This window comes from Massilia sp. SYSU DXS3249, from assembly GCF_053668055.1.
In genome coordinates this window covers 151,725-173,540 of the sequence record NZ_JBSIPX010000003.1, presented here as the reverse complement: position 1 = coordinate 173,540, position 21,816 = coordinate 151,725, and the positions used below count along the sequence as shown (strand labels likewise).

Below are 21,816 nucleotides of genomic sequence, written 5' to 3'. Positions count from 1 at the left end.
GCGGCCGCACACGCCAGATGCCCGCGCCCACCGATTGTGCAAATTTGAACAGGAAAGAAAACGGCTCAGCGCGGGTCTACCGATGCGCTGCGGCGATCAGCTCGGCCGCCTTTTCCGCAATCATCAGCGTCGGCGCATTCGTATTGCCGGAGGTAATGAAGGGCATGATCGAGGCATCGACTACGCGCAGGCGCGCCACGCCCCGCACCCGCAGAGCGCTGTCGACCACGGCCATGGGGTCGTCCGGCTTGCCCATCTTGCAGGTGCCGACCGGGTGGAAAATCGTGGTGCCGATCAGGCCGGCCGCCTGCGCCAGCTCCTCCTCGGTCTGGTAGAGCGGGCCCGGCTTGAATTCCTGCGGCTGGTATTTGGCCAGGGCGGGAGCCGCGACGATGCGCCGGGTGAGCGCCAGTGCCGCCGCCGCGGTGCGCCGGTCCTCATCCGTGCTGAGGTAGTTCGGCGTAATTTTCGGCGGGGCGTAACTGTCGTTCGCACCCAGCCGCACATGCCCGCGCGACGTCGGGCGCAGGTTGCAGACGCTGGCCGTGAAGGCCGGGAAACCGTGCAGCGGATCGCCGAATTTTTCCAGCGACAGCGGCTGCACGTGGTATTGCAGGTTGGGCGTGGCCTGCCCCGGATCGGAGCGCGCAAAAGCGCCCAGCTGGGAAGGCGCCATCGACATCGGCCCGCTGCGCCGCAAGGCATACTCGAGGCCGATCATCATCTTGCCGAACCAGTGATTCGCGCTGGTGTTCAGGGTTTTCACGCCCGTCACTTTATAGACCATGCGCAGCTGCAGGTGGTCTTGCAGGTTCTCGCCGACGCCGGGCGCTTCCACGATGGGCCGGATGCCGTGGCGCTGCAGGTGTTCGGCCGGGCCGATGCCCGACAATTGCAGCAGATGGGGCGAGCCGATCGCGCCGGCCGCGAGCAGGGTTTCGCGGTGCGCGATGCCGGTAAAGGCGCGCCCGCCGCCCGTAAACTGCACGCCGCGGCAGACCGGGCCGCCATCCGCTTCCTCGATCAGCAGGCGCTCGACATGGCAGCCCGTCATGATGGTGAGATTGGGGCGCTGCGCCGCCGGTTTCAGGAAGGCTTTGGCCGTGTTCAGGCGGATGCCGCGCCGCTGGTTGACCTCGAAATACGAGGAGCCGGCGTTGTCGCCCGTATTGAAATCCTCGACTTTATGGATGCCGGCCTGCTCGGCCGCGTCGCGGAACGCGTCCAGGATTTTCCACGACAGCCTCTGCTGTTCGACGCGCCACTCGCCCCCTGCCCCGTGGTGCTCGCTGGCGCCCCGGTAATGGTCTTCGCTGCGCTTGAACAGAGGCAGCACCTGCTCCCAGCGCCAGCTGTCGTCGCCGCAGGCTTCGGCCCAGCGCGCATAGTCTCCCTGCTGGCCGCGCATGTAGATCATGCCGTTGATCGAGGAACTGCCGCCCAGCACTTTACCGCGCGGATAGATCAGGGCGCGGCCGCCCAGGCCCGGGTCGGGCTCGGTGTTGAACAGCCAGTCGGTGCGCGGATTGCCGATGCAGTGCAGGTAGCCGACCGGGATGTGGATCCACAGGTAATCGTCGCGCGCGCCGGCCTCGATCAGGAGCACGTTGACCTTCGGGTCGCGCGTCAGGCGGTTGGCGAGGACGCAGCCCGAGGTGCCGGCTCCCACGATGATGTAGTCGTATTCTCCGGCCGATTCCACGCGGGCGTCTCCTGTCAGGACTTCAATTCTTGAGCAAGCAGCGCCACCAGGCGCCCTGCCGGCATCGGCCGTGCCCGGGCAAATCCGGTGCCGGCCCACATGGACATGTATTCCGTATCGCCGCGCTTGGCCGCTTCGGCGCGGATGCTGCCCGTCAGGGCGTTCTGCACCGGATACGGCGGCACCCGGCTTTCCACAGCCGCCATTTCGCGCATGAAGCGGTTTTCGATGCCGCGTGCGTAGCGGCCCGAAAAACTGCGCGTCAATTTCGTACTGCCGCTGCCCTCGATCAGCCGCTGTTTATACGCCGGATGGATGCCCGATTCGTCCGTCACCAGGAAGGCGGTGCCCATCTGCACGGCTTGCACCCCCAGCGCCAGCGCCCGCCGGATGTCGGCGCCATCCATGATGCCGCCGGCCGCGATGACCGGAATCCGCACGGCCGCGACCACGGCCGGCCAGAGTGCCTGCGCCGGCATGGTCGCCTCTTCCTGGCGGCCAATAAACGTGCCGCGATGCCCGCCCGCCTCGACGCCGGAAGCGACCACCGCGTCGGCCCCGATCGCCTGCCAGGCCAGCGCTTCCTCGACCGTGGTGACGGTGCCGATGACCAGGATCCCGGCCGCGTGCAGGCGCTCGACTTGTTCCGCTTCCAGGATGCCGAAGGTAAAACTGACGGCGGCCGGGCGCAGCCGGATGGCGGTGTCCAGCTGGGCCGCGAAATCCTCGCACCATTTACCCGGCTGCGGCAGTGCGCTCCAGCCCAGGCTTTCCCAGACCGGCCGCAGCAGTTCGGCGCCCTGGCGCACTTCGTCGACGCTTGGCGCCGGCGTGCGCTGGACGAAAAAATTCAGCAGGAACGGGCGGCTGGTGAGCGTGCGGATGCGCTCGACCTGTTCTTCGATCACCTGGGGCGCGAGCAGCGAACCGGGCAGCGCACCCAGCCCCCCGGCATTCGACACGGCCGCGACCAGCTCGGGCGTGCAAGCGCCCCCGGCCATCGGTCCCTGGATGACCGGCACGTCGAACAAGGATGCGAATTCCATGTCTTCCTCCGCTGCGGTTTTAATTCATGAAGGCAAGCTTAACAGATCGTAAACCTAACGCCAGAGGGCCCTCTGTGGATAAGGTTCTTGATATCCACAGGAACCGTTTGTGCAGAAGCGACGCTTTTTCCCTGGCGCGAAATCTTGTCCAGATTCGTTAACTGAACGATACAGCGGCAAGCCACCGGCTTATACCGCGCGTAAACCGCTGATTTCTCGTCCGTTAACAGGCTTATCCACAGAAAATGCCAGTTGTTAACACTACTACTATTCTTATATACCTATTTTGGTTGTAAACCTGGGATACCTGCGCGCGAAGCGCTTCGAAAATTTTTTTTTGTGTCCGCCCTCGAACGTTGGGCTGACGCGTCAACTTGTCGCGATCACGCATCCGCTGACCACCCGGTCGCTGCCTTGCCGGCAATCCGGGCTGTCGCCCTGCGCCAGGCAGGCCGACGACGGCGCCTGCTGGAGGCCGGGTGTGGACAAAGTCATGTATATCCACAGGAACGAATGTGCAGAACGCCCCTTGCTGCCGGCCTCGCCGAATCTGTACGCATTCCGTGCAAGCCGGATACAGGGCTTGTTCAGCACATCCGCCCTCACGTAAACGCTTGACGCTGTGGAGAAAATGGGGCTTGTCCACAGTTGGCACGGGGGTTTACTACTACTACCAGTTTTATATATCTCTCTTGTTATTAAATAGATGGAGGAAGGGGGAGGTCGAAAACCGGCCTGGGCAGGTTCGCAGTGCTGAAGACTGTCGCCTTGATTTGCGGTTGGATGGTTTGGCAGGAAATAGAAGAGGCGGAGGCTGGTGGCCGTGGTGGTGTTCGTGATCGTTCATGTTGTTCGCGAGGCGGAGCCGACATGTCCTGGCTGAGCAAGCGGGTCAACGCGTGGACTCAGGAGTCCACCCTACATTTCAATCTGATCGCCGATTGGTGGACATTTGTGACGTAGGGTGGACTTTGCCACTGAAGCCCCCGGCTTCAATGGCTCCACGCGTCTACGCCATCAGCACAGCGGCAAACTGTGCTTTCACCCGAAAAATCGCCGCAAACGCGACCTCCGCTGTGGAAAACCCGCTGCATATCCACAGGACCCGATGTGCAAAAACACGTTTACTGAAGACAAGCAGTTTTTTCTCCAACATCCGTGCAGCACCGATACAATCCTTGTCCCGCAACTTGGGACGGCCGTAAACTGCTGATCTTGTGGAGTAAACCGTTCTTATCCACAGCGAACACATCGTTTACTATCACTACCAGTTTTATATATACATTTATTACTGTAAACATCTGAAAGCAGGGAAAAGCGGGACAACCCGCGTTCGCCAGGCCAAACCAGCCCTGTCGACACCCTGTTTTTCGCCCTCAACCAACAAAAAAACATCAAAACATGCGTCTCGGGATCATCAGCGCGCTGTACGAAGAACAGCAGGGGCTCGTGGAAGCCATGCAGAGCCCCTACAAGCTCATCCATGGTCAACGCGAGTACTGGGTCGGACAGCTGTGGGAAATCGACGCTGTGTGCGTTTTATCGCGTATAGGCAAGGTTGCAGCGGCGATGACGGCTACCACGCTTGTGGAAAAGTTCGGAGTTACGCACATCCTGTTTACGGGTGTGGCTGGTGCAGGCGATAAAACGGTGCGCGTCGGCGACATCGTGGTGGCCGAATCGCTGGTCCAGCACGACATGGATGCCAGTCCCTTGTTTCCCCGCTTCGAGGTGCCGTTGACGGGACTGTCCCATTTCCCGGCGGACCGCCAGCTGGGTGCGCGCCTGGTTGACGCGGCACACGCCTTCCTCGACGATGATTTCAAGGACGCGATCGATGCGGACGAAAAAACGGTGTTCGGCCTCGTGCAGCCGCGCATCCACCGCGGCCTGGTGGCCAGCGGCGACCAGTTCGTCAACGATGGGGAACACATCAACCGGCTCAACGATGCCCTTCCCGGGCTGGTGGCGGTCGAAATGGAGGGGGCGGCGGTGGCCCAGGTGTGTTTCGAGCTGGACGTGCCCTGCGGTGTGATCCGGACGATTTCGGACAACGCGAATGAACACGCGGCCACCGACTTCATGCGTTTCGTGAAGTCGGTGGCCGCGCGCTACGCTTATTGCATCGTCAGGCAGTTCTGCCTGCAGGCGCAGGCACCGGCGATGCCGGTTCAGGCCAGCAGCGAATCGGCCGGCACGTAGCCGTAGCCGAGCGTGTCCGCCACGGCCTGATAGGTTACTTTGCCCAGCGCGACATTCAAACCCTGGCGCAGGTGGGCGTCGTCCAGCAGGGCGCGGCGCCAGCCTTTACTTGCCAGTGCCACGGCATGGCCGATGGTCGCGTTGTTCAGCGCGAAAGTCGAGGTGCGCGCTACCGCGCCCGGCATGTTCGCCACGCAGTAATGCACGACGCCATCGACCACGAAAGTCGGGTCGGCGTGGGTCGTCGCGTGCGAGGTCTCGAAGCAGCCGCCCTGGTCGATCGCCACGTCGACCACGACCGCGCCCTTCTTCATGCGCCCGATCATGGCGCGCGTCACCAGTTTCGGCGCCGCCGCGCCCGGCACCAGCACGCCGCCGATGACGAGGTCGCTCGATACCACCGCTTCCTCGATCGCGTGCGACGTCGAATACACGGTCGCAATCCGGTTGCCGTAGATCAGGTCGAGCTGGCGCAGACGGTCGATGTTTTTGTCGAGCACGGTCACGCGGGCGCCGGTGCCGACCGCCATCTGCAGCGCATTGGTGCCGACCACGCCGGCGCCGATGATGACCACGTGGCCAGGCGCCACGCCCGGCACGCCGCCCAGCAGCAGGCCCATGCCGCCCTTCGACTTCTCGAGGTGGGCGGCGCCGGCCTGGATCGCCATGCGCCCCGCCACTTCGCTCATCGGCGCCAGCAGCGGCAGGCCGCCGCCCTGGCCGGTGATGGTTTCGTAGGCGATGCAGACCGCGCCCGATTTGACGAGCGCCGCGGTCTGTTCCGGATCCGGCGCCAGGTGCAGGTAGGTGTAGAGGAGCTGCCCCTCGCGCAGCATCGCGCATTCGCCCGGCTGCGGCTCCTTGACTTTGACGATCATGTCGGCACGGGCAAAGATCTCTTGCGCCGTGTCGACGATCGTGGCGCCCGCCGCCAGATATTGCTCATCCAGCAGGCCGATCTCGGTGCCGGCGTTCTTCTGGACAATCACTTGATGCCCCCGTGCGACCAGCTCGTGCACGGAAGGCGGAGTCAGGCCGACCCGGTACTCATGGTTTTTGATTTCTTTTGGAACGCCAACTAACATGTCTTCCTCCAAAGTGAAAAAGCAGCTACATCATTACAGTCCCAGCGTCATTAAGCTTGCGTTGCCGCCAGCGGCGGTCGTGTTGACGCACAGGGCGCGCTCGGCCACCAGGCGCCACAGGGGCACCGGCGCCGTGCTGTCGGTATCGACGATGCTGACGATTGCGCCCGGGCGCGCGGCCAGTTGCGAACGCAGCTCGCCTTTCAAACCGGTCTCGACCAGCGCAACCTGGAAATCGCACTGCGCCACTTCCTTTTCTCCGACAAAGCGGATGCGGTCCTTGAGTTCCGGCGGCAGGTCGTCCGGCACCTGCAGCTGGGCGCTGGCCAGCACCAGGGCGCGGTTGCCGGTCGCCATCGCCGCCGCCAGCTGGTTCAGCATCGCCTTCGTCGAGTTCGCCACGCACAGCAGCACGCCGCGCGGGGTGAACGACAGCTGGTTGCGCTCGCCGGTCGGGCCCGGCAAGGCGAGGCACATGCCGTTCAGCTGGGTGCGGGCATAGGATTCGCCCAGGGTCACCAGGTCCTCATGGCCGTGGGTGCGTGCCCAGACCATCAATTCGTCCAGCGCCGCATACGGCTTGCGACCATGGCTGAGCAGCGGGCCGGGCAGCGGGCCGGCGTTCTTCTGCAGGCGCTTGATGTAGAGCGGACCGCCCGCTTTCGGGCCGGTGCCGGATTTGCCCTCGCCACCGAAAGGCTGCACGCCGACGACCGCGCCGACGATGTTGCGGTTCACATAGATGTTGCCGACGTGCGCGCGGCTGGTGATGAAATCGATGGTTTCATCGATGCGCGAATGCACGCCCAGGGTCAGGCCGAAGCCGGTGGCGTTGATCGCGGCGACGACCTTGCCGAGGTCGGCGCGGCGATAGCGCACGATGTGCAGCACCGGACCGAAGACTTCCTGTTTCAGTTCGTCCAGGGAAGCGATTTCCAGCACGGTCGGCGGGACAAACGTGCCCTGCGACGTCACGCTGCTTGGGAGCTCGAGCGCGAAATGCTGTTTCGCAGTCGCCTTCATGCGCTCGATGTGGCCGAGCAGGTTGCGCTGGGCTTCGGCGTCGATCACCGGGCCGATGTCGGTGGCCAGGCGGTCCGGGCTGCCGACGCGCAATTCCTGCAGCGCCCCTTTCAGCATGCGGATCGTCTTGTCGGCGATATCCTGTTGCAGGAACAGCACGCGCAGCGCCGAGCAGCGCTGGCCGGCGCTGTCGAACGCCGAGCTCAGCACGTCCTGCACGACCTGTTCCGGCAGGGCCGACGAGTCCACGATCAGCGCGTTCTGGCCACCGGTTTCCGCCACCAGTGGAATGTCGATGCCCTCGGCTTCCGCACGTTTCGCCAGCGTACGGTTGATCAGTTGCGCCACTTCGGTCGACCCCGTGAAAATCACGCCCTTGACACGCGTGTCGGAAGTCAATGCCGCGCCGACCACTTCGCCACGGCCCGGCAGCAATTGCAGGGCGGCGGCCGGGATGCCGGCCTCAGTGAACAACTGCACGGCGCGGTGCGCGATCAGCGGCGTCTGCTCGGCCGGCTTGGCCAGCACGACGTTGCCGGCGGCCAGGGCCGCGGCGACCTGGCCAGTAAAGATGGCGAGCGGGAAGTTCCATGGGCTGATGCACGTCACCGGTCCCAGCGCTTCGGCTTGCGGTGCATCCTTGACCTGGGCGGCGTAGTAGCGCAGGAAGTCGACCGCTTCACGAATTTCCGCGATCGCGTTCGGCAGCGATTTGCCCGCCTCGCGCACGGCCAGGGCCATCAGTTCGGCGCAGTTGTCTTCGAATAAATCAGCGGTGCGATCGAGCATGGCGGCGCGTTCCGCGTTGGCGCTGGCTTGCCACTGGCCGGCAAAGGCATTGGCCGCCTGCAGCGCGGTCTCGACATCCGTTTTGGAGGCTTCACGCACGCTGCCAACGATGTCGGCATGCTGGGCCGGATTGACGACCGACAGCGTGTCGGCGCCCTGGACTTCACCGGCGAGCAACGGCAGCGCGTGATAAGTCCGCTGGCGCGACAGTTCGGCGCCCAGTTCGCGCAGCGCGTCCTCATTCGTCAGGTCGATGCCGCTCGAGTTCTTGCGCTCGGTGCCGAACATGGCGCGCGGCAGGGCAATGCCCGTGTGCGGCAGGCCGCCGCTGGCACGCGCCACCTCGAACGGGTCGTTCAGCAGGGTGTCGATGGCGATCTTTTCGTCGACGATCTGGTTCACGAAGGAAGAATTCGCGCCGTTTTCCAGCAGGCGACGCACGAGGTAGGCCAGCAGGGTTTCGTGGGAACCGACCGGCGCATAGATGCGGCAAGGCTTGTTCAGGTTATTGGCGCCGACGACCTGGTCGTACAGCGTTTCTCCCATGCCGTGCAGGCACTGGAATTCATAGTTCTCGACGCCCTTTTCCTTGGCCCAGGTATAGATCACCGATAAGGTGTGCGCATTGTGGGTGGCGAACTGGGCGTAGATGCGGTCCGTCGCCCCCAGCAGCTTTTGCGCACAGGTGAGGTAGGACACGTCCGTGTACACCTTGCGCGTATAGACCGGGTAGCCCGGCATGCCGTCCACCTGCGCGCGCTTGATCTCGGCGTCCCAATACGCCCCTTTTACTAATCGCACCATGAACTTCTGGCCGCTGCGCGTGGCCAGGTCGACCACATAGTCGATCACGAAGGGGCAGCGCTTTTGATAAGCCTGTACCACCAGGCCGATGCCCTCGAAGCCGGACAGTTCCGGATCGAAAGCCAGGGCTTCGAGCATGTCGAGCGAGATTTCCAGGCGGTCCGCTTCCTCGGCGTCGATATTGATGCCGATGTTATAGCCCTTGGCCAGCAACACCAGGCTGCGCACGCGCGGCAGCAGTTCGTTCATCACGCGCGCGTACTGGGCACGGCTGTAGCGCGGGTGCAGGGCCGACAGCTTGATGGAAATGCCGGGACCGTTCTTGATGCCGCGGCCATTCGAGGCCTTGCCGATCGCGTGGATCGCCGCCTCATAGGAGGCATAGTAATTTTTCGCATCCAGCTCGGTCAGCGCCGCTTCGCCCAGCATGTCGTAGGAATACTGGTAGCCGCGGGTCTCGTTGGCCTGGCTGTTTTTCAGCGCTTCCTCGATGGTCTGGCCGGTCACGAACTGGTTGCCGAGCATGCGCATGGCAAGGTCGACGCCCTTGCGGATCAGCGGCTCGCCGCCCTTGGCGATCAGGCGCGTCATGGCCGAGCCGAGGCCGCTTTCGCTGTTGCTCGACACCAGCTTACCGGTGATCAATAAACCCCAGGTGGCGGCGTTCACGAACAGGGAGGGCGACTCGCCCAGGTGGCTGCGCCAATCGCCCTTGCTGATTTTGTCGGCAATCAGGCGGTCGGCAGTGGCGCTGTCGGGAATGCGCAGCAGCGCTTCGGCCAGGCACATCAGGGCCACGCCTTCTTCCGACGACAGCGAGAACTCGTGCATCAGCGCATCGACGCCCGAGGCGCGGGTGCGTTTTGCGCGCACGCTCGAGACCAGCCGGTGCGCCAGCGGTTTCGCCTCCGCGCTCGGGCGCGCGCCCTGGTCCAGCAGCCATTGCACGGCCTGGGTTTCGTCGCGGCGGTAGGCCGCGGTGATGGCGGCGCGCAAGGGCGTCTGCTCGTGCTTGAGTTCCGACTGGAGGGCGTCGAAGGGAACGAAGGTGGTGGCCGGAGAGGCGGCGATCTGCATGGCGGTCTTTATGAAGTCAGGGCTAAGAACAAGTCGGGGGCACACAGCAAAACGCGCCGGGCTGCGGGGCAGCCGGCGCGCGTTTTGATACGTGCTTCAATCGTTTGATTGTAGAAGGAAATCTTCTGGATTAATTCTGTTTTTACGGGGCACTAGCAATAGATAGTTTTTGGTGCGAGAATTCGACCAAATAATATTTATTCACGTTGGAGACGGCATGCTGGACAAGATTTCCAAGAAGATTTTGGCCGAGTTGCAAAACGATGGACGCATCAGTAACGTCGAGCTGGCAACCCGAGTCAACCTGTCACCGGCAGCCTGTCTCGAACGCGTGCGCAAGCTGCACGAGTCCGGCTACATCATGGGCTATACCGCCCAGTTGAACCCCCAGCTGCTCGACGTGTCGCTGCTGGTGTTCATCGAAGTCGTGCTCGACCGCACGACGCCGGAAGTGTTCGACGCCTTCAAACAGAGCGTGCAGCTGATTCCGGAAGTGCTGGAATGCCACATGGTGGCCGGCGGCTTCGACTACCTCGTCAAGGCGCGTGTCAAGGACATGGCGGCTTACCGCGAATTCCTCGGTAAAACCTTGCTGCAAAAGGGCGTGCGCGAAACGCACACCTATGCGGTGATGGAAGAGGTCAAGAATACGACGAAGTTGCCGATTCGGTGATGTGACGGCGCGACACCTGTCGATCAATGAGCAGAGGACGTAGGGTGGACGGGTCTCCCGTCCACGCGTTCAACGAAAGCGGATAAACAGCGACGCGATTGGGGACGCCGCGGTTGAACGCGTGGACGGGGAACCCGTCCACCCTACGTCCCTACGTTTGCGTTTCCCGGATCAGGTCCCTTTTTACGCCGCTTGCCGCTCCGACTTCGGCTGCGCCGACGCCGCCGTCGCCTCCAGGTTGCTCCGTAGCCAGCGGTGGGCGGGGCTGCGGCCGTCGCGTTCGTGCCAGAGCATGTCCAGGTGCACGGCCGGCAGGGTAAACGGCAGTTCGCGCCAGACCAGCGATTCGGTCATCCCGGTCGAGACCATCAGGTGTTTCGGCAGCACCGTGATCAGGTCGGAATTGGCCACCACCCGTCCCGCCGTGAAGAACTGGTTCACCGTCAACAGGATGCGGCGCTCGCGGCCGATCTGCGCCAGCGCCTCGTCGACCAGGCCATGCGCGCGTCCGGAAAAGCTCACCAATAAGTGATTTGCCTTGCAATAGGTGTCCAGGTCGAGCTTGGAATTGACCAATGGGTGGTTCTTGCGCATCACGCACACGTACTGGCCCGAGTACAGGCGTTCGTGGCGGATCGGCGAACCGGTCTCGTAGGACAATTGCGCCGCCACCCCCGGGAAGAAGCCGACCGCGAGGTCGATGTCGCCACGCAACAACATCGGGCGCGGTTCGCGCGTGGTGAGCGGCACCATGCGGATGTTCACGCCCGGCGCTTCGCTTTCGATCGAGCGCATCAAGGACGGCAGCCAGTAGGCGGCGGTGGCGTCGGCCATAGCCATGCGGAAGGTCGCCTGGGCCTTGGAGACATCGAAGGTTTCCGGCATGACGGCCGCTTCCAGCGATTGCAGCGCCTGGCGCACGGCCGGCCACAGGGCTTCCGCGCGCGGCGTCGGTTTCACGCCGTAGGCCGTGCGGATCAGCAGTTCGTCGCCCAGACTCTCGCGCAGGCGTTTGATCGCATTCGAGACGGCCGGCTGGGTCATCGCCAGGTGGCCGGCGGCGCGCGTCAGGTTTTGCTCGGTCATGACTGCGTCGAACACGCGCAGCAGGTTCAGGTCCAGCGTCAGAAAGCTCATGGCGGATCGCCTTTGCTGGCGCTTGCGCGCCGTAATTGGTCTAGCTCAAAAGTGTACCCGATTTCATTCACAATCAATATAAGAGGCATCATGAAACGGAATTAGATTTATATGTTGCATTGCAGTATATTTTCTAAAAACAAAATCCCGTCTTCAAGAACCATGTCTTTCGCCGCCACCCTCGTCCAGTTTTCCTTGCCCGTGCTGTCGCTGGCCGAATGCCTGCGCGCCGCCTGCCTGCTGGCGCTGGTGGCAAGCCTGCTGATGTTTTTCCGTCCCCTGATCAAGGGCATCGTGCGTGCGCTGGCGCTGACCCTGCGTGCGCGGCTGACGCGCAAGAACGTGCGCCGCAACATCGACGCCCTGCCCGGTCAGCGCGCCTGAGCGAAACACAGCAATGAAAAAGCGGCACCGGGAAAACCCGTGCCGCTTTTTTTATTGCGTGACCGCTACGCCGTCTGGCGCAAAGTTCAATCAGTGGCGACAGGCGCCGCCAGCCGTACCGCCGCGCTGCCCGGCAAGGCGTGTGAGTTACCCGCCGGAAGCCCCAATTTAAAAATGCCGACGGCGCGCGCCAGCTGGGCGGCCTGCTCCTGCATCGAGGCCGCCGCGGCGGCCGCTTCCTCGACCAGCGCCGCGTTTTCCTGGGTGCTCAGGTCCATGTCGACCACGTTGCGGCTGACCTGGGCGATGCCGGCGCTCTGCTCCTGGCTGGCGGCGGTGATCTCGGCCATGATGTCGGTGACGCGGCGTACGCTCTCGACCACGTCGCGCATGGTGGCGCCGGCCTGCTCGACCAGCAGGCTGCCCTCCTTGACCTTGTCGCTCGAGTCGCCGATCAGCACCTTGATTTCCTTGGCTGCGGCGGCCGAGCGTTGTGCCAGGCTGCGCACTTCGGCGGCGACGACGGCGAAACCGCGTCCCTGCTCGCCGGCACGGGCCGCTTCCACCGCCGCGTTCAGGGCCAGGATGTTGGTCTGGAAAGCGATGCCGTCGATCACGGCGATGATGTCGACGATGCGCTGGGACGAAGCCGTAATCGAGCCCATCGTATCGACCACCTGCGCCACGACGCTGCCGCCGCGCGCGGCGACGCTCGAGGCTTGCGCCGCCAGCGCGTTGGCCTGGCGCGCGTTGTCGGCGTTCTGCTGGACGGTGTCGGTGAGCGAGCGCATCGAGCCGGCGGTATTGCCGAGCGAGGCGGCCTGCAGTTCGGTGCGCGAGGACAGGTCGAGGTTGCCGCTGGCGATCTCGCTCGACGCCGCCGCCATCGCTTCGGTGCTGCCGCGCACGTCGAGCACGATGCGCTGCAGGCTGGCGTTCATGTGGCGCAACGCCTCCATCATCTGCCCGGTTTCGTCGCCGCTCTCGACGCGGATCTCGCTGGTCAAATCGCCGTCGGCCACGCGGCGCGCGATTTTCACCACATGGCGCAGCGGGCGCACGATGGAGCGCGTCGTCAGCCAGGCCACGCCCAGCGAGATGGCGGCCGCGGCAGCAGCCAGTCCCAGTACCAGCAGCTGCGTGCGGCGGGTGTCGGCGGCGGCCTGTTCAGCGGCGGCGCGGATGGCCGTGTCCGCATTGGCGCCGGCATTGCGCAACTCGATCAGCGCGGCCATCTCGTCGTTCAGGTTGGCCAGACCCGAATACGCCAGGCCGGCCAGCAAGACCAGCAGGGTAATCACGATACCGAAGCCGATGGCCATCCGCTGGCCGATGCGCAGATTATTGATGTTCACGAATTCCGTCCCAATAGTATGGTCGTGCTAAAACAGCAATATCAATATAGCACCGAAATCTTGACGTAAATCAAGATTACTCCACTATTTCAATGCTGCATGAGCACAAACTGGGACATCAGGCGGTATCGGGAAGCTGGTTGTTGTCGTGTTTTTCCTCGATCGCGTCGAGCACGGTCTGGGTATCGGCCGGTTTCGCCAGCTCATCCGCCTGGGCGTCGGCCTTGCCGGGAACGCCGGGCATGTCGCGCCGCAGTTCTTCGAGCATGGCAATGATCTTGCTGGATTTTTGTTCGGCCAGCAGGCTGATCTGCAAATCGAGATGGGCATTGTGCGCCGCCAGTACGGACATGCGGTTCTGGCGGATCAGCACGGTAGTGGAGATGAGCAGGGCGTTCAGGCCAACGAAGCCCTGTAGCCAGAAGAAAGGCGGCTCGTCGAATTCGTCGATATCGAAAAACGCCGGCCCGATCAGGTTAATGCCCATCCACACGAGGATCAGGACAACACTGCCGGCGACATAGCGCGGACTACCTAGGAACAAGGCCATCTTTTCGATGAAGGCCTGGGCGCGCGTTACCTCTTCTTCGTGACGCGCGTAATGGCCGGCAATGGTCTCGATGTTATCGGCGACCACGTCCGGCAAACGTTTGTCGAATCCCTGGTTTTGCTTGGCCATGAAAACAGCATAGCATGCGGTTTTCGATCGCTCCGCGACCGCCCGAATCGTGCGTGCTTCCCGCAGCAGTCTATTTCAGGCGGCGTTTTTGGCGGCCGTCAGGCGTTCGAACTTGGCCTGCAATTCTTCGCGCGTTTCGCGCCAGGCCGGGTCGAAGGGAATGCAGGCGACCGGGCACAGCACCTGGCAGGTCGGCTCGTCGAAGTGGCCGACGCATTCGGTGCATTTATGGGGATCGATCTCGTAGATCTCTTCGCCCATCGAAATGGCGTCGTTCGGGCACTCGGGCTCGCACACGTCGCAATTGATGCAATCGTCGGTAATCAGTAAGGCCATGGGACTGCTCTACACTCAAAAATGCCTGATGAATGGATCAGGCTTGCGGCGCCGTCAGGGATGCGATTTTCTTTTGCAGCCAGCGGTCCACCGAAGGGAAGACGAATTTCGACACATCGCCGCCCAGCATCGCAATCTCGCGCACGATGGTGCCGGAGATGAACTGATATTGGTCCGACGGCGTCAGGAACAAGGTCTCGACGTCGGGCAGCAGGTAGCGGTTCATGCCGGCCATCTGGAATTCGTACTCGAAGTCGGAAACGGCGCGCAGGCCGCGCACGATCACGCGGGCGTCGTGCTGGCGCACGAAATCCTTCAGCAAGCCGGAAAAGCTCTGGACCTTCACGTTCGGATAATGGCCCAGCACTTCGTTGGCGATCTCCAGGCGTTCCTCGAGCGAGAAAAAGGGTTTTTTGTTCTTGCTGTCGGCGACACCGACGACCAGGGTGTCGAACAGGCCGGACGCGCGGCGGACCAAATCTTCATGGCCGCGGGTGAGCGGATCGAAGGTTCCTGGATAAACGGCTACAACCATTGCGGCTCCCTGGGAGAAACACCTGTATTGAAAGGCGCATTATGCCTGAAAATCCGGCAGTTGCCCCAGCAAAGGGCTTCGATTGCCCGCAAATTGGGCAGAAATAAGGGGGTAATGCCTTGTTTTCGTGCAAGTTCAGGAGCGTAACTCAGGAACGTAACTTCAGCAGGTGGTAGAACACCATGCCCGCCTTGTCGGCCCGGATCGTTTCCCACGGCGCCAGCCAGTCCGGGGCTTCCTCTTCTTGCGGCAGCGCGAATTCGGCTTCGACGAACACCATGCCGTCTTCCTTCAGCAGCGCGATGCAGGCCGGCAGCGCCTGCGCGAGCAGGTCCTGTCCGTAGGGCGGATCAAGGAAGATCACGTCGTAGCGCTGGCCACGCGCCGCCAGGTCGCGCGCCACCGTCAAGGCGTCGCCGCGCAGCACGGTCACGTTCCCGGCCTTGAGCATTTCCTTGTTCAGCTCGAGCTGGCGCGCGGCGGGTCCGTGCGCGTCGAGCATGGTGACCGAGCGGGCGCCGCGGCTGGCCGCTTCGAAGCCGAGCGCGCCGCTGCCGGCGAACAGGTCGAGGCAATCGACCTGGTCCCAGTCGCCGCCGACCTGGTGGTGGATCCAGTTGAATACGGTTTCGCGCACGCGGTCAGGGGTAGGACGCAGGCCGAGCGCATCGAGCACCGGCAGCAATCGCCGTTTCCAGGCGCCGCCGATGATGCGGACCTGCTGAGGCGCGAGGCGCGGACGGCCATGCTGGCCCTGTGTTTTAACCGGTCGTTTTTGCATGGCGCGCACTATAGCAGAAGGAGCGCCTAACAAAACCCTCATAGCGGCGTTGCATTCGTCTCGCCGTACTAACGTACTGTCTTCGACGATGCGCCTTGCTCTGAGGGTGTTGTTAGACGCTCTAGAGTTACTTATTTTGCTTCCCGGGCCAGGCCATTAAAATCGTCGATCCAGCCCTGCATGCGTTTCTGGGCATGCGCCTTTTGCGCCGGCGTGGCGAGCCGGATCGCGGTCAGGATGTAATTCGCCGTGGCATTCGCATAGCTGTCATAAAACGCTTTGCGGTCGGGCGCATCCATGCGGCCGAAGAATTCGCGCAGCAGCGATGTGACCATGACCGTGGTTTGTTCCTTGCTCGGCTTTTCCTGCTGAATCTTGCGCGCCAGGGCGAGAATTTTGCGTTGGCGCAGGATGCGTTCTTCCAGCCAGACGTTATTGTCGAGCGGACGCGCATCCGAAGCGCGCCGCAACGCTGCTTCCTGTTCGTTGCTGAAGCGGCCGAACCACAATTTAAATTGGTCCATCGATTTGTCGAAACGCGCTTCCTGGCGTTTTTCGACGCTGCCGCTGACGAACTTGCGGCGGTATTCCTCGTTCTTTTTATTAAAACGCTCTTCCATTTGGCGGATCTGGTCGGGCGTGAGCGAGCGCGCCAGGTCGACCATGTCGGGCACGGCGTGCATGGCCAGGGTTTCGGTGCGGCTGCGGATCTGGCGATAACCGGCCAATAAATCGGCCTGGGTCGGATTGCCGGCCAGCTGGCGCTGGAAGCCGGCGAGCAGTGCGGCGTAATCCTGCAATTGGGTTTTGCGGTGCCATTGAAACAGTTCGCGGATGTCGCGTTTGACCCAATCGGCCTGCTCGCCTTCAAAGTCGACATAGGCGTCCAGCCACCAGTACAGTAAGGTGTCGCCGTTGTTGTAACTGAGGCGAATCGAGCTGCAGGCGCTGGTCAGGGCGATCAGGACAACGAGGAACAGCGCAAACGTGCGCTGGAGCAAGGGGTGATGCATGCTAAACTTTTCCATCTTATTAACTCTTCTTGAGTACGGCTTATGAACGTTGTCATCCTTGCCGCTGGCATGGGTAAGCGGATGCAGTCCGCGTTGCCAAAAGTCTTGCATCCGCTGGCTGGTAAGCCGCTGCTGCAGCATGTTATCGATACGGCCCGGGGCTTGAGCCTGAGTAAATTATGCGTGATTTACGGGCACGGCGGCGCAGCCGTGCCGGAGATGGTCGCCGGGCTGGCTGCTGACGGACAAGTGCCGATCGACACCGCCCTGCAGCAACCGCAGCTGGGCACCGGCCACGCCGTGATGCAGGCCGTGCCCCAACTCGACGAAAACGTGCCGACCCTGGTGCTCTACGGCGACGTGCCGCTGACCACGGAAGCTTCGCTGCGCCGCCTGGTCGAGGCCGCCGGCGACGATAAACTCGCCATCCTGACCGTCGAACAGGCCAATCCCTTCGGACTGGGCCGCATCGTGCGGGAAGACGGGCGCATCGTGCGCATCGTCGAAGAGAAGGATGCGAACGAGGCCGAGCGTGCGATCCGCGAGATCAACAGCGGCATCATGGCGATTCCGACCCGCCATTTGAAACGCTGGCTGTCCGCCCTGTCGAACAACAATGCGCAGGGCGAGTACTACCTGACCGACATCGTGGCGCAGGCCGTCGCCGAGGGCGTGCAGGTCACCTCGGTATCGGCTTCGGCCGAATGGGAAGTGGCCGGTGTCAACAGCAAGGTGCAGCTGGCCGAACTCGAGCGCCGCCACCAGCTCAACATCGCCAACGCGCTGCTGGAAAAAGGCGTGACCCTGATGGATCCGGCGCGCATCGACGTGCGCGGAGAGCTCATCTGCGGGCGCGATGTCGTGATCGACGTCGGTTGCGTGTTCGAGGGGCGTGTGGAACTGGCCGACGGCGTCAAGGTCGGCGCGCATTGCGTGCTGGTCGATGCGCGAGTCGGCGCCGGCGCCAACATCAAGCCTTTCTGCCACATCGAGGATGCCGTGGTCGGCGACCAGTCACAGATCGGCCCGTATGCGCGCCTGCGCCCGGGTACCGAACTCGGGCAGGATGTCCACATTGGTAACTTCGTCGAGGTAAAGAACAGCCAGGTCGCCGCGCATAGCAAGGCGAACCACCTGGCCTATGTCGGCGACGCAACCGTTGGCTCGCGCGTGAACATCGGCGCCGGCACCATCACCTGCAATTACGACGGCGCCAATAAATTCCGCACCGTGATCGAAGACGACGCTTTTATTGGCAGCGACAGCCAGCTGGTGGCGCCAGTGACGGTGGGCAAAGGTGCGACGCTGGGCGCCGGCACCACGCTGACGAAGGACGCGCCGGCCGGCAAGCTGACCATCTCGCGCCCGAAGCAGATGACCATCGATGGCTGGACCCGTCCAGTCAAAACGAAGAAGTAATCCACCGCCTGTCCACGGCCAATCCACCGGATATGGACAGGAAAATCACAGGGGTATCCACCGGCTTATCCAGCGTTTATTCATGGCTTACCCCAAGTGATTCCACATCCTCATCCACAAAGTTGTCCACAGGCAGGAATAACGTATGTTTCCTGCTCAGAGGGCGATGCGGGTGTCGAATTTGCTCCTGAAAGTCGAGAAATAGGCTTTGACGTTGCGTACGTTGGCGTGGGTGGCGAACAGCCGGTGCGCCAGCGCGTGGTAGGCCGGCATGTCGACCACTTGCACCACCAGCACGAAATCCGGGCCGGGGGCAACGCGGTAGCACTGCATTACCGCGTCTTCCTGGGCCGCCAGTTTCTCGAAGGCTTCCATCCGCTCGGCCGCCTGCACGTCGAGCGTGATCTCGACGATGGCGGTGAGCCGCGCGCCCACCTTTTCCGGCGCGACGATGGCGACTTGCCGTTCGATCACACCGTTCTCCGTCAGCTGTTTGACGCGGCGCAGGCAAGTCGGCGGCGACACGTGCACCAGCTCGGCGAGCTCGGCATTGGTATGCGATGCATCACTTTGCAAGGCGTTGAGGATGCGACGATCAAGGTCGTCCAGCGGCGGCAGTGGTGTAGCCATGAAATTTAAGTAAAGTTTTAGAATAAATTCGAAATAATATTTCAGCACTTCGTGTTGATGAAATTTTATAACGAAAATGGCTGCACTCTGAAAGCATATTTCATGCGCCTTGCCATACGATATGTTTTATTGCTAATTTTTTACTACGAGGTAAGTCCATGTGCGGTATCGTCGGTGCAGTAGCTCAGCGTAACATCACCCCCATCCTGATCGAGGGCTTGAAGCGCCTCGAATACCGTGGCTACGATTCCTGCGGCGTGGCGCTGCACGTCGAAGGCCGCCTGGCCCGTTCGCGCAGCACCTCGCGCGTGGCCGACCTCGAAACCCAGATCCAGGGCACCGGCCTGCAAGGTTTTACCGGCATCGCCCACACCCGCTGGGCCACCCACGGCGCCCCGGCCTCGCACAATGCCCACCCGCACTTCTCGCCGAACGAAGAAGCCGCCCGCATCGCCCTGGTCCACAACGGCATCATCGAAAACCACGACGAACTGCGTCGTGAGTTGACCGATCTCGGCTACGTCTTCCAGAGCCAGACCGACACCGAAGTCATCGCCCACCTTGTCGACCATATGTACAACGGCGACCTGTTCGACACCGTCCAGCAGGCAGTAAAGCGCCTGCATGGCGCTTATGCGATCGCCGTGTTCTCGCGCGAAGAACCGCACCGCGTCGTCGCCGCCCGCCAGGGCTCGCCGCTGATCCTGGGCGTGGGCGAAGGCGAGAATTTTGTCGCCTCCGACGCCATGGCGCTGGCCGGCACCACCAACCAGATCATCTACCTGGAAGAAGGCGACGTCGTCGACCTGCAACTGTCGCGCTACTGGATCGTCGACAGCGAAGGCAAACCGGCCGAGCGCGAAGTCAAGACCGTGCACGCCCACACCGGCGCCGCCGAACTCGGCCCTTACCGCCACTACATGCAAAAAGAAATCTTCGAGCAGCCGCGCGTGATCGGCGACACCCTTGAGGGCGTCACCGGCATCATGCCGGAACTGTTCGGCGACAACGCCTATAAAATTTTCAAGGACATCGACCGCGTCCTGATCCTGGCCTGCGGCACCAGCTATTACGCCGGCCTGACCGCGAAATACTGGATCGAGTGCATCGCCAAGCTGCCGGTCAACGTCGAAATCGCCAGCGAATACCGTTACCGTGACAGCGTGCCGCACCCGAAAACCCTGGTCGTCACCATCTCCCAGTCGGGCGAAACGGCCGACACCCTGGCTGCCCTGAAGCACGCGCGCAGCCTCGGCATGCCCTACACCCTGACGATCTGCAACGTCTCGACCAGCGCCATGGTGCGCGAATGCGAACTGGCCTACATCACTCGCGCCGGCGTCGAAGTCGGCGTCGCCTCGACCAAGGCATTTACCACCCAGCTCGCCGCCCTGTTCCTGCTGACCCTGACGCTGGCGCAAGTCAACGGCCGCCTGAGCGACGAGGAAGAGGCCGAGCACCTGAAGCAGATGCGCCACCTGCCGGTCGCCATTTCCTCGGTGCTGGCGCTGGAACCGCAGATCATCGCCTGGGCCGAAGAATTCGCCCGCAAGGAAAACGCCCTGTTCCTCGGCCGCGGCATGCACTACCCGATCGCCCTGGAAGGCGCGCTGAAGCTCAAGGAAATTTCGTACATCCACGCCGAAGCCTACCCGGCCGGCGAACTCAAGCACGGCCCGCTGGCGCTGGTCACCGAAGAAATGCCGGTCGTCACCATCGCCCCGAACGACGCCCTGCTGGAAAAGCTCAAATCGAACATGCAGGAAGTGCGCGCCCGCGGCGGCCAGCTGTACGTCTTCGCCGACGTCGACTCGCGCATCACCTCCGGTGACGGGCTGCACGTGATCCGCCTGCCGGAACACTATGGCGAGTTGTCGCCGATCCTGCACGTGTGCGCGTTGCAGCTGCTGGCGTACCACACGGCGCTGGCGCGTGGTACGGATGTGGACAAGCCGCGGAATCTGGCGAAGTCGGTGACGGTGGAGTAAGAATTTGTACCAGAGGAACACCTAGGCATACACAAAAGGCTGACTTAATGGTCAGCCTTTTGCTTTTACGAAGTCGTTCGGTATCTGCATCGCTGAATGTGATACGGGCGCTGAATAGATACCGTACTGAAGAATTTCCCGATAATCCTCGGTAAGCGGTACTACGTTGCCTGTGCTTTGCCAAGTTTGCGAAGAAGTTGCAAATCCATGCTCATAGGACCATTGAGCGACACGTATGGTCGTCGGTTCATCACATATGAACTGGCTGCCTAGTTCGTGTCTCAGGACAGCGCCTTGCGTAACGTTCCTGTTGCGCCATTTTTCCAAATGTATAGTCGAAGCCAACAGATCACGTTTGTCGCCGTTGCATTTTTTGTGCGCCAAGACAAAATTATGTCCGAGGTCGCGAGGGTAGCGAGACCATGGTATGAAATGGTCGACTTCACCTGCTTCGTTAAGACGGCGCTGGCAATAGAAGCAAGTGTCGTTCTGCAGTTCCTGAAGAATAGGCCTAACGAGCGCCAGCGAAGCTCGGTCCGTTCCAAACAGAGTTTCTTCGAGATCAGTGCCATTACCAACTAACGCAGCGTTTTTTGGATTCGTTCGAATATGATTTGTCCAGGCAGAACGGATGAGTTGTTGCAGCAAGCCATGAAATCGGCGCAGGTTGAACATTACGCCTGGCAGTAGTCTGATGTAGGGACCGGTGCCTGGAATGTAAAGAAAGCGAACCTCTTGGCGTCGCAGAATCTGCAGCCGCCACAGTGGCATGACCTTTAGTAGGCTCACTGTCCGCCTGACTGCAGCACGCCATTCGGGAGAAGCGCGGACCTTCGGTAGCGTACTGTAGCGAGCACGAAGGCCTTGCAAAAGTATGATGACGGCCGCCTGCTCGCCTTTATTCTGGATGAGTACTCCTTCCTCGTCGTCAACACGGTAAGGAATGACTTGTCGCCAATATAACTCGAGGAATTTGCTGGCGATATCGGTATGGAATAAGTCGAGGGTGTCGCCGGTATCGTTTCCCAGTTCTACAGCCAACTCCGTTATCGCAAGTAATAAAGCGTATTTGTATGTGGCGCCAAACTCTCCCTCATCAAACAGCCGTTGTATGTGGTCGAGGAAGACAAGCTGTTCTTGAGGTGAAGGGGCGGACAT

General features: G+C 62.1%; 19 protein-coding genes. 5 read left to right on the top strand and 14 right to left on the bottom strand.

The features are described from left to right. Positions 1 to 76: 76 nt before the first annotated feature. The 3 genes from ACWCIA_RS05025 to ACWCIA_RS05015 form a co-directional block, all read right to left on the bottom strand. Positions 77 to 1,702 (bottom strand): GMC family oxidoreductase, encoded by a 1,626-nt coding sequence (locus ACWCIA_RS05025; RefSeq protein WP_454161494.1) that lies wholly within the window; start codon positions 1,700 to 1,702, stop codon positions 77 to 79. A gap of 14 nt (positions 1,703 to 1,716) precedes the next feature. Beyond that, positions 1,717 to 2,748 carry an NAD(P)H-dependent flavin oxidoreductase gene (locus ACWCIA_RS05020; protein WP_454161493.1) on the bottom strand — a complete coding sequence of 344 codons (1,032 nt, stop codon included), beginning with the start codon at positions 2,746 to 2,748 and terminating at the stop codon, positions 1,717 to 1,719. A 369-nt stretch (positions 2,749 to 3,117) separates the two neighbouring features. Further along, complete coding sequence (locus ACWCIA_RS05015) at positions 3,118 to 3,243, bottom strand: hypothetical protein (protein WP_454161492.1); 126 nt, start codon at positions 3,241 to 3,243, stop codon at positions 3,118 to 3,120. Positions 3,244 to 4,149: 906 nt separating this feature from the next. Between ACWCIA_RS05015 and ACWCIA_RS05010 the strand changes: the two genes are divergently transcribed. Then, positions 4,150 to 4,950, top strand: coding sequence for a 5'-methylthioadenosine/adenosylhomocysteine nucleosidase (locus tag ACWCIA_RS05010; protein ID WP_454161491.1), 801 nt, complete (start codon positions 4,150 to 4,152; stop codon positions 4,948 to 4,950). On the opposite strand, the gene ald is transcribed toward ACWCIA_RS05010, so the two are convergent. Together ald and putA are read right to left on the bottom strand one after the other, a co-directional pair. Next, positions 4,920 to 6,035 (bottom strand): alanine dehydrogenase, encoded by a 1,116-nt coding sequence (ald, locus tag ACWCIA_RS05005; RefSeq protein ID WP_454161490.1) that lies wholly within the window; start codon positions 6,033 to 6,035, stop codon positions 4,920 to 4,922. The two genes, ACWCIA_RS05010 and ald, sit on opposite strands and share 31 nt — an antisense overlap. 33 nt (positions 6,036 to 6,068) lie before the next feature. Next, entirely contained in the window at positions 6,069 to 9,728 is a 3,660-nt protein-coding gene (gene putA, locus ACWCIA_RS05000) for a trifunctional transcriptional regulator/proline dehydrogenase/L-glutamate gamma-semialdehyde dehydrogenase (RefSeq protein ID WP_454161489.1), read from the bottom strand. A gap of 217 nt (positions 9,729 to 9,945) precedes the next feature. On the opposite strand from putA, the gene ACWCIA_RS04995 reads away from it, so the two are divergent. Next, on the top strand, positions 9,946 to 10,401 hold the full coding sequence (locus tag ACWCIA_RS04995) for an Lrp/AsnC ligand binding domain-containing protein (protein ID WP_056340766.1): 456 nt from the start codon (positions 9,946 to 9,948) through the stop codon (positions 10,399 to 10,401). Positions 10,402 to 10,584: 183 nt separating this feature from the next. Here the strand turns inward: ACWCIA_RS04995 and ACWCIA_RS04990 are convergent, their stop codons facing one another. Then, entirely contained in the window at positions 10,585 to 11,538 is a 954-nt protein-coding gene (locus ACWCIA_RS04990; protein ID WP_454161488.1) for a LysR family transcriptional regulator, read from the bottom strand. 162 nt (positions 11,539 to 11,700) lie between these two features. Between ACWCIA_RS04990 and ACWCIA_RS04985 the strand changes: the two genes are divergently transcribed. Next, positions 11,701 to 11,922: a hypothetical protein gene (locus tag ACWCIA_RS04985; protein WP_454161487.1), complete on the top strand. Its 222-nt coding sequence runs from the start codon at positions 11,701 to 11,703 to the stop codon at positions 11,920 to 11,922. Between the two features lie 86 nt (positions 11,923 to 12,008). On the opposite strand, the gene ACWCIA_RS04980 is transcribed toward ACWCIA_RS04985, so the two are convergent. The 6 genes from ACWCIA_RS04980 to ACWCIA_RS04955 form a co-directional block, all read right to left on the bottom strand. Further along, positions 12,009 to 13,244 (bottom strand): methyl-accepting chemotaxis protein, encoded by a 1,236-nt coding sequence (locus ACWCIA_RS04980; protein WP_454161713.1) that lies wholly within the window; start codon positions 13,242 to 13,244, stop codon positions 12,009 to 12,011. A 151-nt stretch (positions 13,245 to 13,395) separates the two neighbouring features. Beyond that, a complete protein-coding gene (locus ACWCIA_RS04975) occupies positions 13,396 to 13,956 on the bottom strand; it encodes a DUF1003 domain-containing protein (RefSeq protein WP_454161486.1) in 561 nt (186 codons plus the stop codon). A gap of 75 nt (positions 13,957 to 14,031) precedes the next feature. Beyond that, entirely contained in the window at positions 14,032 to 14,292 is a 261-nt protein-coding gene (locus tag ACWCIA_RS04970) for a YfhL family 4Fe-4S dicluster ferredoxin (RefSeq protein WP_454161485.1), read from the bottom strand. 37 nt (positions 14,293 to 14,329) lie between these two features. Further along, positions 14,330 to 14,827 carry a pantetheine-phosphate adenylyltransferase gene (gene coaD / locus ACWCIA_RS04965; protein WP_454161484.1) on the bottom strand — a complete coding sequence of 166 codons (498 nt, stop codon included), beginning with the start codon at positions 14,825 to 14,827 and terminating at the stop codon, positions 14,330 to 14,332. Between the two features lie 148 nt (positions 14,828 to 14,975). Continuing rightward, on the bottom strand, positions 14,976 to 15,608 hold the full coding sequence (gene rsmD, locus ACWCIA_RS04960; RefSeq protein ID WP_454161483.1) for a 16S rRNA (guanine(966)-N(2))-methyltransferase RsmD: 633 nt from the start codon (positions 15,606 to 15,608) through the stop codon (positions 14,976 to 14,978). Between the two features lie 131 nt (positions 15,609 to 15,739). Then, positions 15,740 to 16,762 (bottom strand): DUF6279 family lipoprotein, encoded by a 1,023-nt coding sequence (locus ACWCIA_RS04955; RefSeq protein WP_454161482.1) that lies wholly within the window; start codon positions 16,760 to 16,762, stop codon positions 15,740 to 15,742. On the opposite strand from ACWCIA_RS04955, the gene glmU reads away from it, so the two are divergent. Beyond that, positions 16,664 to 18,040, top strand: coding sequence for a bifunctional UDP-N-acetylglucosamine diphosphorylase/glucosamine-1-phosphate N-acetyltransferase GlmU (gene glmU / locus ACWCIA_RS04950; protein WP_454161481.1), 1,377 nt, complete (start codon positions 16,664 to 16,666; stop codon positions 18,038 to 18,040). The genes ACWCIA_RS04955 and glmU overlap by 99 nt on opposite strands. Positions 18,041 to 18,196: 156 nt before the next feature. On the opposite strand, the gene ACWCIA_RS04945 is transcribed toward glmU, so the two are convergent. Then, entirely contained in the window at positions 18,197 to 18,670 is a 474-nt protein-coding gene (locus tag ACWCIA_RS04945; RefSeq protein WP_454161480.1) for an Lrp/AsnC family transcriptional regulator, read from the bottom strand. A 158-nt stretch (positions 18,671 to 18,828) separates the two neighbouring features. Here ACWCIA_RS04945 and glmS point away from each other — a divergent pair, with 158 nt between their 5' ends. Further along, entirely contained in the window at positions 18,829 to 20,658 is a 1,830-nt protein-coding gene (gene glmS / locus ACWCIA_RS04940) for a glutamine--fructose-6-phosphate transaminase (isomerizing) (protein WP_454161479.1), read from the top strand. Positions 20,659 to 20,709: 51 nt separating this feature from the next. On the opposite strand, the gene ACWCIA_RS04935 is transcribed toward glmS, so the two are convergent. Next, complete coding sequence (locus ACWCIA_RS04935) at positions 20,710 to 21,816, bottom strand: HNH endonuclease (protein ID WP_454161478.1); 1,107 nt, start codon at positions 21,814 to 21,816, stop codon at positions 20,710 to 20,712.

What these genes read in the sequence shown, in the direction of transcription:
- ACWCIA_RS04990 (WP_454161488.1), bottom strand. Translation starts at nt 11,538, where the DNA reads ATGAGCTTTCTGACGCTGGACCTGAACCTGCTGCGCGTGTTCGACGCA.
- ACWCIA_RS04980 (WP_454161713.1), bottom strand. Translation starts at nt 13,244, where the DNA reads ATGGCCATCGGCTTCGGTATCGTGATTACCCTGCTGGTCTTGCTGGCC.
- glmS (WP_454161479.1), top strand. Translation starts at nt 18,829, where the DNA reads ATGTGCGGTATCGTCGGTGCAGTAGCTCAGCGTAACATCACCCCCATC.
- ACWCIA_RS05015 (WP_454161492.1), bottom strand. Translation starts at nt 3,243, where the DNA reads ATGACTTTGTCCACACCCGGCCTCCAGCAGGCGCCGTCGTCGGCCTGC.
- ACWCIA_RS04970 (WP_454161485.1), bottom strand. Translation starts at nt 14,292, where the DNA reads ATGGCCTTACTGATTACCGACGATTGCATCAATTGCGACGTGTGCGAG.
- ACWCIA_RS04935 (WP_454161478.1), bottom strand. Translation starts at nt 21,816, where the DNA reads ATGTCCGCCCCTTCACCTCAAGAACAGCTTGTCTTCCTCGACCACATA.
- ACWCIA_RS05010 (WP_454161491.1), top strand. Translation starts at nt 4,150, where the DNA reads ATGCGTCTCGGGATCATCAGCGCGCTGTACGAAGAACAGCAGGGGCTC.
- ACWCIA_RS04945 (WP_454161480.1), bottom strand. Translation starts at nt 18,670, where the DNA reads ATGGCTACACCACTGCCGCCGCTGGACGACCTTGATCGTCGCATCCTC.
- ACWCIA_RS04955 (WP_454161482.1), bottom strand. Translation starts at nt 16,762, where the DNA reads ATGCTGCAGCAGCGGCTTACCAGCCAGCGGATGCAAGACTTTTGGCAA.
- glmU (WP_454161481.1), top strand. Translation starts at nt 16,664, where the DNA reads ATGAACGTTGTCATCCTTGCCGCTGGCATGGGTAAGCGGATGCAGTCC.
- ACWCIA_RS04975 (WP_454161486.1), bottom strand. Translation starts at nt 13,956, where the DNA reads ATGGCCAAGCAAAACCAGGGATTCGACAAACGTTTGCCGGACGTGGTC.
- ACWCIA_RS04985 (WP_454161487.1), top strand. Translation starts at nt 11,701, where the DNA reads ATGTCTTTCGCCGCCACCCTCGTCCAGTTTTCCTTGCCCGTGCTGTCG.
- ald (WP_454161490.1), bottom strand. Translation starts at nt 6,035, where the DNA reads ATGTTAGTTGGCGTTCCAAAAGAAATCAAAAACCATGAGTACCGGGTC.
- rsmD (WP_454161483.1), bottom strand. Translation starts at nt 15,608, where the DNA reads ATGCAAAAACGACCGGTTAAAACACAGGGCCAGCATGGCCGTCCGCGC.
- coaD (WP_454161484.1), bottom strand. Translation starts at nt 14,827, where the DNA reads ATGGTTGTAGCCGTTTATCCAGGAACCTTCGATCCGCTCACCCGCGGC.
- ACWCIA_RS05020 (WP_454161493.1), bottom strand. Translation starts at nt 2,748, where the DNA reads ATGGAATTCGCATCCTTGTTCGACGTGCCGGTCATCCAGGGACCGATG.
- putA (WP_454161489.1), bottom strand. Translation starts at nt 9,728, where the DNA reads ATGCAGATCGCCGCCTCTCCGGCCACCACCTTCGTTCCCTTCGACGCC.
- ACWCIA_RS04995 (WP_056340766.1), top strand. Translation starts at nt 9,946, where the DNA reads ATGCTGGACAAGATTTCCAAGAAGATTTTGGCCGAGTTGCAAAACGAT.